Below are 16,387 nucleotides of genomic sequence, written 5' to 3'. Positions count from 1 at the left end.
GTTACGCTTGTCTGTGCCTGTAACACCAAGCTACCCCTTAGTGACCGGGATAAATGTGATCACGATCGGATTTAGGGGTAATCATTTGAAGTATTTGGGGGGATTTTTTTAACCTTTTGAATCAAAACAAGATAATTGATTTATCAATCTGAAAGACGAGCCAAAGTGTGCGGAAAGTGTGCGGCAAGTCACCACAAGGGATGCTCCGGCGTGAGGGCGCATGATCAACAAAAGGGCCCGTCGGCTGTCTCTTGATCACATCTATGGATGCCCAAGATAGTGCGCTAGCAGGGCGTGACTGCGGCTCTGGTTGGTGAGCAAGGGTGGGGTCGAACAGGGCCTGAGGCCATTGAGCAGGTTGAGTGAGGGGCATGTTAGAGCCTTGATGGGGCGCTGACAGGTTCAGATCACGGAAGGGAACACAGTTCAAAAAAATCCCCAAGCGATGCTCGGGGATTTTTGTATAAGAGACAGGCCCGTGGGAGCCCTTGCTCATATCGCGTTATCAGCGTTTGATCTTCTTGGGGTTGGTGTAGCCCCAGATGGTGTACATGTCCGCCAGCAGGGCGCCGTTGTACTCCTCCAGATCGGCCTGTTTCACCTCGGCCTCACCCTGACGGCCAAACAGCACCACCTCGTCGCCGGGTTTCACCCCTTTGAGATCAGTTACATCAACCATGATGGTGTTCATGGAGGTCTTGCCGACCACCGGCATCTTCTGACCCTGGATCAGTACATAGGCCTTGTTGCTCAGGGCTCGGCGATAGCCGTCGGAGTAGCCCAGCGGCAGGTTGGCGAGCCAGGAATCACGCTTGAGGGTAAAGGTGCGGTCATAACCGACGGTGTTGCCCGCCGCATAGTGGTTGACCGAGGCGACCTGGGTCTTGAATGCCATCACCCGTTTGTATTCGGTGTAGGAGGGGATGGAGTCGCCGTAGAGCAGGCCGCCCGGGCGGACCATGTCGAAGTAGGCGTCCGGTACTGCCAGGGTGGCGAAGGAGTTGGCGGCGTGGATGGTGATCTTGCTGCGATCCAGCTTGCCCGCTTCCAGCAACCACTGGGAGTCCAGTTTGAACTGGGCCAGCCCCATCTTGACGTCCTCTTTCTCCTCCACCGGGAAGTGGGTCATGATACCGACCGGGGTGATCCCCTTGAGCTTGAGCATGGCCAGCGCATCCTGTTTGGCATCGGCCAGCCGCAGGTCGATGCCGTTACGGCTCATACCGGCGGAGTTGAGGGCGACATGCACCGGAATGGTGGTGTGGTGGCGCAGGGCTATGTCGGCGATGCCCTGGGCACTCACCAGACTGCCGATCAACTCTTCCATCTTGTATGGCAGGGCCTGCTCCACCTCATCCGGCGTGGCGGCACGCACCCGCATCAGACGACCGGTAAAGCCCTTCTCGCGGGCGACGCGCGCCTCTTCGTTGCTGGCGATGCCGATGCAGGGGATATTGGCTTTGACCACGGAGGGGACCAGCAGGTCGATGCCATGACCATAGGCGTCGGCCTTCATGATGGCGCAGATCTGCGGGCCCTTGTCGCCGAGGCGATCCTTGAGGGTCTGGATATTGTGTTCAAAGGCACCCAGATCCACTTCCAACCAGGCGTTGCTGGCGGTCTGCTCCTGACCGTTGCGATGATCCGTCGCAAGGGGCAGGTAGGGAGCCGCAATGGCTTGGCCCGCGAGCAGGCCGAAGATCAGGGTAGCCAATAGCGTTTTCTTATGCATGGTGATTCCTTTTTGTTGTTCGCGTTGGATAGTGTGGATGAGAGCGTCAATATTGGCTGTGGTTTCACCACAACCTGTTGTTATTATTATGATCTTTGTCACTTTAAACAGGCGCTGACCGATTGCGAGTCTACCGCAACAAGGCATCAGCCGACACTCGTCAGGGGAAGAAAATGGTCAATCTTGAGTTACGTTTGCCTCCACCACTGATCTTCCTGCTCTGTGCAGGAACCATGTGGTGGTTAAGGGGAGAGGGGCAACCCGGAGTATGGGTCATGGCACTGATGGCCGTGCTTTTTGTGGCAGGAGCCATCATGGGATTTGGTGCCCTGCAACGGTTTCGCCACCACCAGACCACGGTCAGCCCCACCAAGCCCCAGCACACCAGCCATCTGGTGACCTGTGGCGTCTATCGTCTCAGCCGTAATCCCATGTATCTGGGGCTGCTCTGCTGGTTGCTGGCCTGGGGTTGTTATCTGGGAGGCATCTGGGTTGGGCTTGGGCCTATCATGCTGGTGGCCTGGCTGACCCGTTTTCAGATCATGCCGGAGGAGCGGTTGCTGCGCGCCCGCTTTGGCGACGAGTATGCTCGCTACTGCCTGCGCGTTCGCCGCTGGTGTTGAGGGGTAGTTGGTCGGTAGTTGAGCTGTGGTTGATCGGTAGTTGATAGGGAGTTGAGCGGTAGGAATGTGTCTCGAGAAAAGCGATAGCCCCCCGATCCGATTAAGGTTCGGGGAGCCGGCTGGCACTAGAAGTGATCGTTTTTCTCGTCCTTGGTGGGTTCGAGGCTCCAGCCGGTGGCATCGCTGCTGCTGGCGATCTGGCCCTTCTCCTTCCACAGCTTGATCTTGAGGCGCAGGTTGTTGGCCGAGTCTGCGTTCTTTACTGCCTCCTCCTCGTCGATCACACCTTCTACCACCAGATCGAACAGGGCGCTGTCGAAGGTGACCATGCCGAGGGCCTTGGATTTCTCCATCACCTCCTTGAGGCCGCCAAACTCGCCACGTTTGATCATGTCGCGAATGGTGTGGGTGCCCAGCATGATCTCCACTGCCGCCCGGCGACCGCCATCAGTAGTCTTAACCAGCCGCTGGGAGACGAACGCCTTGAGGTTGTTGCCAAGGTCGTTGAGCAGTTGGGGCCGGCGCTCTTCCGGGAAGAAGTTGATGATGCGGTCCAGCGCCTGGTTGGCGTTGTTGGCGTGCAGGGTGGAGATCGCCAGGTGGCCGGTCTCGGAGAAGGCCAGCGCATGTTCCATGGTCTCGCGGTCGCGAATTTCACCGATGAGGATGACGTCGGGTGCCTGACGCAGAGTGTTTTTCAGGGCGGCGTGGAAGCTGCGGGTATCCACCCCCACCTCGCGCTGGTTGATGATGCTCTTGCGGTGGCGATGCACGAACTCCACCGGATCTTCGATGGTGATGATGTGGCCGCCGCTGTTGCGGTTGCGATGGTCGATGAGGGCCGCGAGCGAGGTGGATTTGCCCGAGCCGGTACCGCCAACGAACAGCACCAGGCCGCGCTTCTCCATGATGGTGTCGAGCAGCACGGGGGGCAGTTTCAGATCCTCGAAGCGGGGGATTTCGGTCTTGATGTTGCGCGCCACCAGCGACACTTCGTTGCGCTGCTTGAAGATATTGATCCGGAAACGGCCGATCTGGGGCAGGGAGATGGCAAGGTTCATCTCCAGATCTTTCTCGAACTGTTGTTTCTGCTCGCCATCCATGATCTCGGCGGCGATCCTGGCCACGTCGCCGGGCGCCAGTGGCGTGTCGTTCAGAGGCCGCATGCCGCCGTGGAATTTGGCGCAGGGAGGGGCTCCGGTTGAGAGATAAAGGTCCGAGCCATCTTGCTGGGCCAGGATCTGTAGCATGTCTCGCAATTCCATTGGTTTTGCCTCGTCTATCAAGCAGATGCAATTACATCGAATGTCATTGAGTGTACAGCGTCAGGCGCCGGTGAGTTTCTCGCGAAAGACAAAAAAGACCGCACCGAGAATGCAGAGCCCTGCCCAGAGATAGTCCCATTTCAGATCTTCCTTGAGATAGAAGATAGAGAAGGGGACGAACACGGTGAGGGTGATCACCTCCTGCAGGATCTTGAGCTGGCCAACGGAGAGCACGGTGTGGCCGATGCGGTTGGCAGGCACCTGCAACAGGTATTCGAACAGCGCTATGCCCCAGCTCACCAGGGCGGCGATGATCCAGGGTTTGTGATTCATGCTCTTGAGGTGAGCGTACCAGGCGAAGGTCATAAAAACGTTGCTGCACAGCAGCAGACCGATACTGGCGAAAATCGGGTTCATAGGGTTCTCCTTGAAAATCCGGCGCATTTTATCCCTGAACCACGGGTTTTCATACGTGGTGCGGAAGGGTATTTTTAACCAACAGGATCAGGCCGTGCGAGGTATGCGACGGGATGGGCAAGTTAAGCGGGATAGTGTTGTTACTGTTATTTGCCATGCCGGTGCGTGCGACCCCGACGCTGACGGTGGCCACCGATCTGTGGCCGCCATTTCGCATCCTGCAAGCGGATGGCCGGTTGCAGGGGCTCGATATGGACATCTTGCGCCGGTTGCAACAGGTGAGCGGCATTGAGCTGCAGGTGCGGCGGATGCCGTGGGGCAGGGCGCTCAAGCAGATGCAGACCGGTCAGGTCGATTTGATGATTGGGCTGGCCTATACCGCCGAGCGGGCGCAGTTCATCGACTATCTGCAGCCTGCCTACTACCAGTGCTGGCCGGCGTTTTATGGTCAGCCGGTCAATGTGGCCCGGATCCACCAATACCGCGATCTGCAGGGGGTGAAGGTGGGCTATGTGCTTAACTCCGTCTACTTTGAGCCCTTCAACTCTGATGGTCGTCTAGACAAACACGGGGTACCCACCGAAGATCAGCTGCTGCGCATGGTGCAGCGCGGTCACTTGCCGCTGATGATCGGCACCGACTGTCAGGTGGACTATGCCCTGAGTCAGGGAAATACCAACCGAATAGGCAAGGCGGACTATCGCCCCGCCACGCCGGTGACCCTCTATCTGGGGATGAGCAAGCACTCACCTCACCAGTCTATGCGCCAGCCCTTGCTGGTGGCGCTGCAAAATCTGGTGGCCAGCGGCGAGATAACCGTGATGGCCAAGCGTTACCAACCTTGACCTCGGGTGGCAAGCCACTGTTATCATGCCCTTTTCCTGCTTCCCCCTCTTTGCCCCGCGATCGGGCCGGGGATGGAGCCTAGTTATTGTCGGGGATCATCCTTGTACCTCTCCCTTATCGCCCGCCAGCAGCGCTGGCAGCGGCGCTGGCTCTGTGGCCTGACGTTGCTGACTCTGCTGCTGTTTCTCTTCTCCCTCGTCTGGGGGGAGTTTGTGCTGCTGCCCTGGCAGCCCCTTGGCGATCTCGAACAACGCATCCTGCTGGAGCTGCGCCTGCCGCGGGCCCTGCTGGCCCTTTTGGCTGGCGCGGCACTGGCCTGTGGCGGCGCTGTGTTGCAGGTGATGCTGCACAACCCGGTGGCGGAGCCCGGGCTGCTTGGCGCCTCGAGCGGAGCAGGACTGGCCGCCATGGTGGCGATGGCGGTGGCCAAATCCCTCGGCCTCTATCTGCCTGGCTGGGGGCTGTCGCTGGCGGCCTTCGGTGGCGCGCTGCTGGTAACCATGCTGCTCATTCGGTTGGCTCGCCGCGCACGCCTCGGCCATGCCCGCTTGCTGCTGTTTGGCGTGGCCATCGGTATTCTCACCAATGCCGCCATGACCTGGCTGATGTACTTTGCCGATGACGGTTCCTTGCGTGAATTCATGTTCTGGATGATGGGCAGCCTCTCTTACGGCAGCCAGCAGTTCGGCTGGTGGTGGCTGGTGCTGCCGCTCACTCTGGGCTGGCTCTGCTGGCAGGGCAAGGCGCTGCAACAGTTGCTGCTGGGGGAGACCCAGGCCCGCCTGATGGGAATGGATGTAGACAGGATGCGGGTGCGGTTGGTGCTGGCGGTCTGCCTGCTGACTGGTGTGGCGGTGTCGTTGTGCGGCGTCATCGGTTTTGTCGGGTTGGTGGTGCCCCATCTGCTGCGGCTATGCGGTGGCAGCGATCAGCGCTTCCTGCTGCCTGCCTCGGCGCTCGGCGGCGGTGCCCTGCTGCTGGCCGCTGATCTGCTAGCGCGCTCGGCACTCAGCGCCGGTGAGTTGCCTATCGGTGTCATCACCGCCTCGGTGGGGGCGCCGCTCTTTATCTACCTGCTATTGAGGCAAACTGCTGATGGTTCTGCATGATTTGGTCGGGGCGCGCAGTCTCCTTATTTACCCGTTGTTGAGGCAAGATGCCGATGTCGCCCGCTGATCCCATCTCTGTTGCTCGTGCAACTGCGCCGCTGCTGGAGGCGCGCGCGCTCGCCATTGCAGGGCGGCTCTCCCCCCTCGATATCCGCTGGCATGGCGGCCAGCTGGTGGCGCTGCTCGGCCCCAATGGCAGTGGCAAGTCGAGCCTGCTCGGTGCGTTGGCGGGGATTTTGCCCGCCGAGGGCAACGTGCTGCTGGGGGGGGAAGTGCTCACTGACCTGAGTTGGCCAGAGCTTGCCAAACGGCGCGCCATGCTGCCCCAGCGCCAGCCCCAGCTGTTTCATATTCCGGTGTTTCAGGTACTGAGCCTGGGTCTTGATCAAGGGGTTGCGCCTGCCAGACAGAACGAGGCGATCAGGGCGCTGTGCGAGGCACTGGAGCTGGAGGCTTTGTTGGCTCGGGATTTCAGCCGATTGTCGGGGGGCGAGCAGCAGCGGGTGCTGATTGCTCGCACCCTGTTGCAGGTGTGGCCGAGCCTCAATCCGACCGGCAAGGTGCTGCTGCTGGATGAGCCGCTGGCGGGGCTCGACCTGCATCATCAGCTGGCGCTGCTGCGGTTGCTGAAAAAACTGGCCGGTCAGGGCTTGCTGGTGGTGCTCGCCATCCACGATATCAATCTGGCCATCGACTGGGCCGACCGCATCCTCTGCCTGCAACAGGGGGCGGTGGTGCGCGAAGGGGGCGTCGAGCTGGTGGATGAGGCGCTGCTGGAGCAGGTGTTCCAGATCCGCACCGACCGCATCGAAGCAGCGGGTCGGGTCTGGTTTATGCCGAGCCTGTGAGAAACAAGAAAGGCCCTTGGCGTCAGCCGAGGGCCTTTTTGAAGAATACGACTCGCTCCGTTTCGGCAAAGCCGAGTCGCTGGTGCATCTGCTGCGAGGCAAGATTGTCGATGGCGGCATCGGAGGCCAGTTCGCGGCAACCCAGCTCGCGGCCCCACTGCGCCACCTGAGTGATCAAGGCTTGGGCCAACCCGCGCTGGCGCGAGGCCGGTTGCACATAGACTCCTTCCAGATAGACCACAGGGCTGCTGTTGCAGCCATTCACGTAATCGTGGCGCAGGGCTGCATCGGCAAAGCCCACCGCCTTGCTCTGCTCATCCAGCGCCAGAAAGGCGTTGAGATGTGCATCGGCCAACATATCGGCCCCTTCCTGCAGATGGGCCGAGAGTGCGTGGTGCGGCCATAGCTGCTGGCGCAGGGTTGCCCACTGCGCCAGCAGTGTCTCGTCGAGAGGTACTATTCGCCAGCCGACGTTCGTCATAAGCATTCAGGCCTGCAGCTTGTGAAGGCGCACCTGTGCTGCTTCGGCCAGCATCGCCAGCAGGGTTTCGGTGTCGTTCCACGACAGGCAGGCATCGGTGATGCTCTGGCCAAAGGTGGCGGCGCAGCCGTTCTCCACATCCTGACGCCCTTCCACCAGGAAGCTCTCGGCCATGATGCCAGCGATACCGGTGCGGCCGCGACGCAGCTGATCGCAGATATCTTGCGCCACCAGCAGCTGACGGCGGTGATCCTTCATGCTGTTGCCATGGCTGAAATCGACCACCAGACGCTCCGGCAGGCCCACATCGGCCAGTGTTTCGCACGCTTCGTCGACGCTGGCGGTGTCGTAGTTGGGGCGGTGGCCGCCACGCAGGATCACATGACCAAAGGGGTTACCGGCGGTGCGGTAGATGGTCATCTTGCCGTCTTTGTCCGGCGAATAGAAGATGTGGCTGTGGCGGGCGGCGCGCACCGCATCGATGGCGATGCGGGTGTTGCCGTCGGTGCCGTTCTTGAAGCCGACTGGGCAGGAGAGAGCCGAAGCCATCTCGCGGTGCACCTGGGATTCGGTGGTGCGCGCGCCGATGGCGCCCCAGGTGATGAGATCGCTAATGTACTGGCCGGTCACCATATCGAGGAACTCGGTGGCGGTGGGCATGCCGATCTCGTTGATGTCGACCAGCAGTTTGCGCGCCAGTTTCAGCCCTTCGTTGACGTCGAAGCTGCCATCGAGGCGGGGATCGTTGATCAGCCCCTTCCAGCCGACGATGGTGCGCGGCTTCTCGAAGTAGGTGCGCATCACGATGCAGAGGCTCTCTTTATACTGCTCGCGCAGGACATTGAGGCGACGGGCATATTCGTGGGCGGCGACGGGATCATGGATGGAGCAGGGGCCGACGATGACCAGCAGGCGCTGATCGTCTCCGGCCAGAATGGCTTCCACTTCGCGACGGGCATCCAGCAGATTCTGGGCAGTGGTATCGGTGATCGGAAACGCGTGTGCGAGCTCGCTCGGAGTGATCAGTGACTCCAGGCGACGGGTGCGCAATTCATCTGTGTGAATGGACATACAACTCAAGTCTCGAGTGGGTGGTGTCAGCCGCAAGGGGCGAAAAAGCAAAGAGATAAAATAAAGCAAAAGTCCCCTGATTGAAACCTTGGGGGGCTCTGATAGGATGTGAGGCCAAAATCGATTCCAAATGAGGTAGATAGCGTGGCAAAGCCAGGGGCAACCGGGGTCACCCGCATCATCAACGCAACCGGTTACAGCATGAAGGGGCTCAAGTCAGCCTGGATCAACGAGGCGGCGTTTCGCCAGGAGCTGATGCTGATCCTGTTGCTGATGCCGTTGGCCTTCTGGGTTGGCGACTCTCTCAACCAGATCCTGCTGCTGGTTGTGATCAGCTGGCTGGTGGTGATCGTCGAGATCCTCAACTCTGCCATCGAGGCGGTGGTCGACCGCATCGGCGCCGAGCATCACGAGCTCTCCGGCCGCGCCAAGGATCTCGGCTCTGCCGCGGTGTTTATCGCACTGGCCATCAATGGGCTGGTATGGGGGGCACTGGTTGGCCGCAATCTGTTGGGCTGGTGGTAAGTCAGATATGGTTTTCTCTCGCGTATTTGCCCTCTCCCTTTGGGAGAGGGCAGGGTGAGGGAGATATCTTCCCCCCCTCATCCCCAGCCCTTCTCCCGCAAGGGGAGAAGGGGGCAAAGGGGCAAAGGAGCAAAGACGCGGAGGTGCGTTGAGCTCAGTACCATAAAAAGCCCGTCATCACGACGGGCTTTTTGCTGCATAGATAAACGGGTTTATCAGTGGAGGATGCGGGCACGGATGGTGCCGTTGATCTCCTTGAGCTTGGCGAGCGCCTTCTCGCTGTGCTCGGTCTCCACGTCGATCACCACATAACCGATATGGCTGCTGGTCTGCAGGTATTGACCGGCGATGTTGATCCCCTCTTCGGCGAAGATCTGGTTGATCTGGTTCATTACCCCCGGCTGGTTGCGGTGAATGTGCAGCAGGCGGCTGGAGCCCTTGTGGCCCGGCAGCGACACTTCCGGGAAGTTGACGGCGGAGAGGGTGGAGCCGTTGTCGGAGTATTTGATCAGCTTGTTGGCCACTTCCAGCCCGATGTTCTCCTGCGCTTCATGGGTGGTACCACCAATGTGTGGGGTCAGGATCACGTTCTCCAACCCACGCAGCGGGCTTTGGAACTCCTCGTCGTTGGACTTGGGCTCGATGGGGAAGACGTCGATGGCGGCACCGGAAATATGACCACTCTTGATCATGTCAGCCAGCGCATCGATATCCACCACGGTACCGCGGGCGGCGTTGATCAAGATGGCGCCCGGTTTCATCATCCGCAATTGTTCAGCGCCGATCATATCTTTGGTGGAGGCGGTCTCCGGTACGTGCAGACTGATGACGTCGGACATATTGAGCAGCTCGACCATGCTCGGCACCTGGATGGCGTTACCCAGCGAGAGCTTGTTCTCGATGTCGTAGTAATAAACCTTCATGCCGATGCTCTCGGCGATGATGCCAAGCTGGGTACCGATGTGGCCGTAGCCGATGATGCCGAGCTTCTTGCCACGGGCTTCCACCGAGCGGTTGGCCAGTTTTTCCCACACGCCGCGATGGCACTTGGCGTTCTTCTCGGGGATGCCGCGCAGCAGCAGCAGGATCTCACCCAGTACCAGCTCGGCCACCGAACGGGTGTTGGAGAAGGGGGCGTTGAAGACCGGAATTCCGCGGATCTGGGCCGCTTCCAGCTCAACCTGATTGGTGCCGATGCAGAAGCAGCCGATGGCGACCAGCTTGTTGGCGGCATCCAGCACCTTTTCGGTGATCTGGGTGCGGGAGCGCAGCCCGATGAAATGGACGTCGCGAACCTGCTCGATCAGCTCCTCCTCAGAGAGTGAGGTCTTGAGATACTCCACACTGGTGTAACCTGCGCCGCGGAGGGTCTCTACGGTATTGGGATGAACCCCCTCCAGCAGCAGCACCTTGATTTTATCCTTGTCCAACGAAAACGTGGCAGTCATGACGATCCCTCTATGTGTGAAGCGTAAGTGCAGATTTGGTGTGCGAAGAAAACCGTAAAGTAGCAAAAACGTTCGGGAGAGGGAATATTTGTGACGAAAGTCAAATTCTTTGAAGTTATCAACGATTGTTGTAAACATTCGTTTGCAACTTGTTGAGGGGTAAATAAAAACGGCGCCATCAGGCGCCGTGTTTCAGTCGGAGGGTAATTACTGGATAACCACGCCATCCGGGGTGCCGATCACCACCACGTCTGCGCCGCGATCAGCGAACAGGCCGTTGGTGACCACACCAACGATGGCATTGAGCTGTACTTCCAGCCCTTTGGCATCGGTAATGGCCATATCCTTCACATCCAGGATGATGTTGCCGTTGTCGGTGACCACACCTTCACGCCAGACCGGGTTGCCGCCCAGTTTGCGGATCTCGCGGGTCACGTATTCGCGGGCCATCGGGATCACTTCTACCGGCAGTGGGAACTGGCCCATCACCTCAACGGTTTTGGTGTTGTCGATGATGCAGATGAACTTGTCGGCCACGGCGGCGACAATCTTCTCGCGGGTCAGGGCAGCGCCGCCGCCCTTGATCATGTCGCGGGTGCCGTTGATCTCGTCGGCGCCATCCACATAGACGGAGAGGGCGTCGATGTCGTTGAGATCATACACTGTGATGCCGAAGCCCTTGAGGCGCTCGGTGGAGGCTACGGAGCTTGATACCGCCCCCTTGATCTCGTCCTTCATGGTCGCCAGCGCGTCGATAAAGTGGTTGACGGTAGAGCCGGTGCCCACCCCGACGATGGTGCCGGGAACCACATACTTGAGCGCAGCCCAACCGGCCGCCTTCTTCATTTCATCTTGAGTCATGATCGTTCCTTAAGAAAAAAGCGGGCGCATTATATCCAACCCGGTACCCCGTCGCGACCTTGTTGCTCACGTTCCGGGGCAAAAAGAGGGACTTTGTAAATCGTTTGCCTGTTTATTCTGCGTTTGCGCGCACAAAGCAGGGGCTGCCTGCCAAAAACAGCCTATTCAAAGCGCCAGCAGTGGCTCGGGGTGATGATCTGGGGCAGCGGCACATCCCACTCCTCTTGCGGGACCGCATCCACCTGCTGGCAGTCGTGGGCAATGCCGAGCGGCTTGGGCCCCAGCTTGTGCTCATGCCAGATGGCGAGAGTGCGATCATAGTAGCCGCCCCCCATGCCAAGACGATTGCCCTGGGCATCGAAGGCGACCAGCGGGGTGCAGATAAGATCGAGCGTGCTGTGGGGCACCACCTGCAGGATATCCAGCTCCGGCTCTTCGATGCCGTAGCGGTTGCGTACCATGGGGCTGGTGGCGGTATAGCGCAAAAAGAGCAGGTGACCCGGGGTAAAGGGGTGGAGCACCGGCAGGTAGACCTCTTTGTGCTGGGCCCACAGCCAATGGATGGTGGGCAAGGGGTTGATCTCCCCGTCATTGGCCAGATAGAGGGCAATGCGTTTGGCGGCGAGGATCTCGGGGTGTTGCTTGAACTGGGCCAGCAGCTGTTGGGCCGCCGCTTGCTGCTCGGCCGGACTCAGATTTTTGCGGCGTTGACGAACTAGTTGGCGCAGGGATTGACGTTCGGGTTGGGACTCATGCATGGGGAACCTCTGGTATAGCTGCGCATCGATGACTTGAACGCGCTCTACCTTAGCACATTCACTCTGGACGTTAAGGGGGGGGGTGACAGGGGCTGCGGTGCAGCCCCTGTTGATGGCATGCCAGCGTCGGATCGGTTACTTGTCAGCCTTGCTGCGCATCTGGTGCTTCACGAACACTGCAATTAGCGCAGCCACAGCCAGCGCCATCGGATAGAAGCTCATGCTCACCACTGCCAGCGGCGACATCGCGAAGATGGAGCCCAGCAGCAGTGCCTGCGCGCCCCAGGGGATCAGACCCTGTACCACGCAGGAGAAGATATCCAGCATGGAAGCTGCGCGGCGCGGGGTGACCCCGTGGTGTTCGGCCAGATCCCGGGCCACCTTGCTGGCGACGATAATGGCCACCGTGTTGTTGGCGGTGCAGAGGTTGGTGAGGCTCACTACCCCGGCGATGCCGAGCTCAGCCGCTTTCTCGTTCTGTTCGCCGTTGTGCTCGCGAGTGAAGCGGGCAATCAGGGCGCTGATGCGCTCGCTGATCCAGGCCAGCCCACCCTGACGTTCCATCAGGGCGCCGAGGCCACCGATCAGCATGGAGAGCAGGAAGATCTCCTGCATGCCGGTAAAGCCCTGATAGATATCCTTGCTGAACTGACCGATGGCGTAGCCGTTGACCATGCCCACAGTACCAGCGGCCAGAATGCCGATCCCCAGCACCACGAATACATTCACCCCGGCGAGAGCCAGCCCCAGAATGAGCAGATAGGGCATTACCTTGACCAGCTCGATGGCGTTGTCGTTGGCAGGGGCTTCACCCACTGATCCCAGGGTCAGATAGAGCAGGATCACCGCGATGGCGGCAGGAGCGGCAATCTTGAAGTTCTCGCGAAACTTGTCCTTCATCTCGCAGCCCTGACTGCGGGTGGCCGCGATGGTGGTGTCGGAGATGATGGAGAGGTTATCGCCAAACATGGCGCCGGAGAGAATGGTGCCCGCCATCAGCACCGGATCGATACCGGCCGCCTGCGCCACGCCAAGGGCAACAGGCGCCACGGCACCTATGGTGCCCATGGAGGTACCCATGGCGGTGGCAATAAAGGCAGAGATCAGGAACAACCCGGGCAGCAGTGCCCAGCCGGGGATGAGCGAGAGACCGAGCGCCACGGTGGCATCAACGCCGCCGGTGGCCTTGGCCACGCTGGCAAAGGCACCCGCCAGCAGATAGATAAGGCACATCGCCATGATGTTGCTGTGGCCGACCCCCTTGAAGAAGGTCTCCAGATTGCTGTTGAAGCCCTCCTTGCCAAGCAGCAGGGCGAGCATCACGGCAGGCAGGGCCGCCACGGGAGCGGGCAGCTGATAGAAGGCGAACTCGACCCCTTGCAGGGTCAGCCAGGTACCGGTACCGATAAAGAGTGCGAGAAAAACCAGGAGTGGCAGCAAGGCCCTGGCACTGGGTTGGATCTGGATCATGTGTTCCTCTGAAATTGAACAATGACCTCCTGTCATGCGCTGCTTTATGCCGTTATCGAAGATAAAAAGGGGAAAACAGGGCGGGCATCCTGCCGCATTGGGAGGCCACAGTAGTGACTCACCCCTTTCCGGTCAAGGTAGACGTCCAGACGGATGGGGGTTTTTGTCTGGTGATTTTGTCACTTTGATTAAATCCGTTAAATGTTCGGATTAAATGAAATATATCGTTGATTTGTCGGAACGCTTGGTTGACTCACTGTGGGCTTTTCAAAGCCGGCGCAGGCTGGTAAAACGGTCTCTTTCCATAATTAAAAGTGATGAGAGGGTGGAGATGGACAATCCGATCCGTGTGGCCGTGATGGGCTGTAATGGTCGTATGGGCAAGGTGCTGCTGGAGGCCATCACCAATACCGATGGCGTGGTGGTCGGCGCGGCGCTGGAGCGCCCCGGTTCTGTGGTGATCGGGCTTGATGCCGGTGAGCTCAACGGGCTGGGTCATCTGGGCGTGGCCATCAGCGACAGTCTCGATAAGGTACGTGACGCATTTGATCTGATCATCGACTTCACCCGCCCCGAGGTGACCTTGGCCAATCTGGCCTTTGCGCTGGCCCACCACAAGCAGATGGTGATCGGCACCACCGGCTTTGACGAGGCAGGCAAGGCGGCGCTCAAAGAGGCGGGCCAGCAGATCGGCATCGTGTTTGCCTCCAACTATTCGGTCGGTGTCAATCTGGTGTTCAAGCTGCTGGAGCAGGCCGCCAAGGTGATGGGGGATTACACCGACATCGAGATCATCGAAGGGCACCATCGCCACAAGGTGGATGCACCATCCGGTACTGCGCTCTCCATGGGGGAAGTGGTGGCCAAGACCCTGGGGCGCGATCTCAAGGAGTGCGCCGTCTATGGCCGCGAGGGGATCACCGGCGAGCGGGATCGCAACACCATCGGCTTTGCCACCATCCGCGCTGGCGATCTGGTGGGGGAGCACACCGTCATGTTTGCCGATATCGGCGAGCGGGTGGAGATCAGCCACAAGGCATCCAGCCGTCTGACCTTCGCCAATGGTGCGGTGCGGGCGGGCAAGTGGCTTGGCCAACAGGGTGCCGGTCTTTATGACATGCAGGACGTGCTCAATCTGAAGTGATCGACCTGATACATCTGTTGTGAACCACCCCGGCTTGCCGGGGTTTTTACTGTCCAGCGATAGCATTAATGTAAAAATGGCAGTTTTGGTGCTCATTTTGTCTGAGTCGCAGTAAAGGCACTGTTTTGCTTGTTCTGCCAGATCGGCCCTCCCAAAATGTCATTGTCAGGTAACGAAGTTGAGTGGCATTTTGGCTCTCCCTGCGATTTTTTTACACATCACCAAAAAGACTAAAAATTCAAACGAAGAAAAACGTTTTCTATTTTTTTGGTGCAATATCTTGCCATTCAAATGGCATTATTCGCATATTTATATTTTTTGATGCAATCATAACTCATTGTTTCCAGCTTGAAATTATTCTAACTTTGTTGTTATTGAGGGTTTGGCAGTCTCTTTTGATGGTGGTTTTTTCTTTTCTTTCATCAATGGGGGTTGCAAAGGCGGTTAGTGCATAGATAATGGGTAAAGTTGCTTTTTTATTGAATTTAGATGCATTCAATCTGAGAAAAGACGTTGAATTGCCACTTTTTTTAAGTAAAATGCGCCCAATTTGCCAGAAATCTGCCGGTTTTGAGTCCTGTTTGAGACAGGGGTTGAGCCCGCAACACCCAGGTAAGTTGCTGAATTTAAAGCTAAATAACTGGAGGTTGTCTTGAATCACACTGCATTGCTAGTGCTGGAAGATGGAACTGTGTTCAAAGGCGTGTCGATAGGCGCCGAGGGATGTTCCGTTGGTGAAGTGGTTTTCAATACGTCGATGACGGGCTATCAGGAAATCCTCACCGATCCCTCTTATTCCCGTCAGATAGTCACCCTCACTTACCCCCATATAGGCAACACCGGCACCAACAGCGAAGATGAAGAGTCCAGTCAAATCCACGCTCAGGGATTGATCATCCGGGACCTTCCGATACTTGCCTCCAATTTCCGCAATCAGCAATCCCTCTCCGATTACCTCAAGTCTCACAACATCGTTGGCATCGCCGACATCGACACCCGCAAACTGACCCGCATCCTGCGCGAGAAAGGCGCCCTGGCTGGCTGCATTTTGGCTGGGAAACAGGTTGATGAAGCCTATGCACTCGAACAGGCCCGCGCCTTCCCCGGTTTGAAGGGGATGGATCTCGCCAAAGAGGTAACGGTTGGTGAAGCGTACAACTGGACCGAAGGGAGCTGGCAGCTTGGCAAGGGGCACATCACCCCGGATGCCGACCAGCTCAAATACCACGTGGTGGCCTATGACTTCGGCGTCAAGCGCAACATCCTGCGGATGCTGGTTGACCGTGGCTGCCGCCTGACCGTAGTACCGGCCAAGACCCCGGCCGCCGAGGTGCTGGCGATGAACCCGGATGGTATCTTCCTCTCCAACGGCCCGGGCGACCCCGCGCCGTGCGACTACGCCATTGAGGCCATCAAGACCTTCCTCGGCACCAATACCCCGGTGTTTGGCATCTGTCTGGGTCACCAGCTGCTGGGTCTGGCCTCCGGTGCCAAGACCGTCAAGATGAAGTTCGGCCACCACGGTGCCAACCACCCGGTGAAGAGCCTCGATGACAACACAGTGATGATCACCGCCCAGAACCACGGTTTTGCGGTGGACGAGCAGACCCTGCCGGATTGCCTGCGCGCCACTCACGTCTCCCTGTTCGACGGCTCCCTGCAAGGCATTCACCGCACCGACCGTCCGGCCTTCAGCTTCCAGGGTCACCCCGAAGCGAGCCCGGGCCCGCACGACTGTGCCGGTCTGTTCGACCACTTTATTGAATTGATCAAGCAGTATCGCGCTTAA

At 58.8% G+C, this 16,387-nt stretch carries 17 protein-coding genes; 7 read left to right on the top strand and 10 right to left on the bottom strand.

Translation table 11 applies throughout. The annotated features are described in order from the left end of the window. Nucleotides 1–505: 505 nt before the first annotated feature. Nucleotides 506–1,732: an alanine racemase gene (gene alr, locus BN4575_RS05995; protein WP_042018836.1), complete on the bottom strand. Its 1,227-nt coding sequence runs from the start codon at nucleotides 1,730–1,732 to the stop codon at nucleotides 506–508. A 173-nt stretch (nucleotides 1,733–1,905) separates the two neighbouring features. Between alr and BN4575_RS05990 the strand changes: the two genes are divergently transcribed. Beyond that, nucleotides 1,906–2,355, top strand: coding sequence for a methyltransferase family protein (locus tag BN4575_RS05990; protein WP_068977519.1), 450 nt, complete (start codon nucleotides 1,906–1,908; stop codon nucleotides 2,353–2,355). Between the two features lie 125 nt (nucleotides 2,356–2,480). Here BN4575_RS05990 and tapW read toward each other — a convergent pair whose 3' ends face one another. Both tapW and BN4575_RS05980 read right to left on the bottom strand, forming a co-directional pair. Continuing rightward, nucleotides 2,481–3,620 carry a type IVa pilus ATPase TapW gene (gene tapW / locus BN4575_RS05985; RefSeq protein ID WP_068977518.1) on the bottom strand — a complete coding sequence of 380 codons (1,140 nt, stop codon included), beginning with the start codon at nucleotides 3,618–3,620 and terminating at the stop codon, nucleotides 2,481–2,483. A gap of 60 nt (nucleotides 3,621–3,680) precedes the next feature. After that, the gene (locus BN4575_RS05980) at nucleotides 3,681–4,037 is read right to left on the bottom strand and encodes a DMT family protein (protein WP_033137992.1); all 357 of its coding nucleotides are present in this window, start codon (nucleotides 4,035–4,037) and stop codon (nucleotides 3,681–3,683) included. 113 nt (nucleotides 4,038–4,150) lie between these two features. On the opposite strand from BN4575_RS05980, the gene BN4575_RS05975 reads away from it, so the two are divergent. From BN4575_RS05975 to BN4575_RS05965, 3 genes are all read left to right on the top strand, one after another. Then, the gene (locus BN4575_RS05975) at nucleotides 4,151–4,882 is read left to right on the top strand and encodes a substrate-binding periplasmic protein (RefSeq protein ID WP_068977517.1); all 732 of its coding nucleotides are present in this window, start codon (nucleotides 4,151–4,153) and stop codon (nucleotides 4,880–4,882) included. Nucleotides 4,883–4,984: 102 nt separating this feature from the next. Then, nucleotides 4,985–5,992 (top strand): vitamin B12 ABC transporter permease BtuC, encoded by a 1,008-nt coding sequence (btuC, locus tag BN4575_RS05970; RefSeq protein WP_068977516.1) that lies wholly within the window; start codon nucleotides 4,985–4,987, stop codon nucleotides 5,990–5,992. A 53-nt stretch (nucleotides 5,993–6,045) separates the two neighbouring features. Beyond that, nucleotides 6,046–6,840 carry an ATP-binding cassette domain-containing protein gene (locus tag BN4575_RS05965; RefSeq protein WP_068977515.1) on the top strand — a complete coding sequence of 265 codons (795 nt, stop codon included), beginning with the start codon at nucleotides 6,046–6,048 and terminating at the stop codon, nucleotides 6,838–6,840. A gap of 22 nt (nucleotides 6,841–6,862) precedes the next feature. Here BN4575_RS05965 and aac(6') read toward each other — a convergent pair whose 3' ends face one another. Beyond that, nucleotides 6,863–7,327, bottom strand: a complete 465-nt coding sequence (gene aac(6'), locus BN4575_RS05960) for an aminoglycoside 6'-N-acetyltransferase (protein ID WP_256028903.1) — start codon at nucleotides 7,325–7,327, stop codon at nucleotides 6,863–6,865. Beyond that, the gene (locus BN4575_RS05955) at nucleotides 7,328–8,392 is read right to left on the bottom strand and encodes a 3-deoxy-7-phosphoheptulonate synthase (protein WP_068977514.1); all 1,065 of its coding nucleotides are present in this window, start codon (nucleotides 8,390–8,392) and stop codon (nucleotides 7,328–7,330) included. 144 nt (nucleotides 8,393–8,536) lie between these two features. On the opposite strand from BN4575_RS05955, the gene BN4575_RS05950 reads away from it, so the two are divergent. After that, nucleotides 8,537–8,917: a diacylglycerol kinase gene (locus tag BN4575_RS05950; protein ID WP_068977513.1), complete on the top strand. Its 381-nt coding sequence runs from the start codon at nucleotides 8,537–8,539 to the stop codon at nucleotides 8,915–8,917. A 215-nt stretch (nucleotides 8,918–9,132) separates the two neighbouring features. On the opposite strand, the gene serA is transcribed toward BN4575_RS05950, so the two are convergent. The 4 genes from serA to BN4575_RS05930 form a co-directional block, all read right to left on the bottom strand. After that, a complete protein-coding gene (gene serA / locus BN4575_RS05945; RefSeq protein WP_042018849.1) occupies nucleotides 9,133–10,365 on the bottom strand; it encodes a phosphoglycerate dehydrogenase in 1,233 nt (410 codons plus the stop codon). A gap of 207 nt (nucleotides 10,366–10,572) precedes the next feature. Continuing rightward, complete coding sequence (gene rpiA / locus BN4575_RS05940) at nucleotides 10,573–11,226, bottom strand: ribose-5-phosphate isomerase RpiA (protein ID WP_068977512.1); 654 nt, start codon at nucleotides 11,224–11,226, stop codon at nucleotides 10,573–10,575. 161 nt (nucleotides 11,227–11,387) lie between these two features. Continuing rightward, nucleotides 11,388–11,984, bottom strand: a complete 597-nt coding sequence (locus BN4575_RS05935) for a 5-formyltetrahydrofolate cyclo-ligase (RefSeq protein ID WP_005337635.1) — start codon at nucleotides 11,982–11,984, stop codon at nucleotides 11,388–11,390. Nucleotides 11,985–12,119: 135 nt separating this feature from the next. Then, nucleotides 12,120–13,454 carry a Na+/H+ antiporter NhaC family protein gene (locus tag BN4575_RS05930; protein ID WP_068977511.1) on the bottom strand — a complete coding sequence of 445 codons (1,335 nt, stop codon included), beginning with the start codon at nucleotides 13,452–13,454 and terminating at the stop codon, nucleotides 12,120–12,122. Nucleotides 13,455–13,785: 331 nt separating this feature from the next. Between BN4575_RS05930 and dapB the strand changes: the two genes are divergently transcribed. Beyond that, nucleotides 13,786–14,598: a 4-hydroxy-tetrahydrodipicolinate reductase gene (gene dapB / locus BN4575_RS05925; RefSeq protein ID WP_068977510.1), complete on the top strand. Its 813-nt coding sequence runs from the start codon at nucleotides 13,786–13,788 to the stop codon at nucleotides 14,596–14,598. A gap of 334 nt (nucleotides 14,599–14,932) precedes the next feature. On the opposite strand, the gene BN4575_RS21655 is transcribed toward dapB, so the two are convergent. Continuing rightward, complete coding sequence (locus tag BN4575_RS21655; RefSeq protein WP_141689727.1) at nucleotides 14,933–15,259, bottom strand: hypothetical protein; 327 nt, start codon at nucleotides 15,257–15,259, stop codon at nucleotides 14,933–14,935. On the opposite strand from BN4575_RS21655, the gene carA reads away from it, so the two are divergent. Further along, nucleotides 15,251–16,387 (top strand): glutamine-hydrolyzing carbamoyl-phosphate synthase small subunit, encoded by a 1,137-nt coding sequence (carA, locus tag BN4575_RS05920; RefSeq protein ID WP_068977509.1) that lies wholly within the window; start codon nucleotides 15,251–15,253, stop codon nucleotides 16,385–16,387. The genes BN4575_RS21655 and carA overlap by 9 nt on opposite strands.

The sequence above is a fragment of the Aeromonas sp. EERV15 genome (assembly GCF_900079845.1).
GTDB classification, from domain to species: domain Bacteria; phylum Pseudomonadota; class Gammaproteobacteria; order Enterobacterales; family Aeromonadaceae; genus Aeromonas; species Aeromonas sobria.
This window is presented reverse-complemented; position numbering and strand designations above follow the sequence as displayed.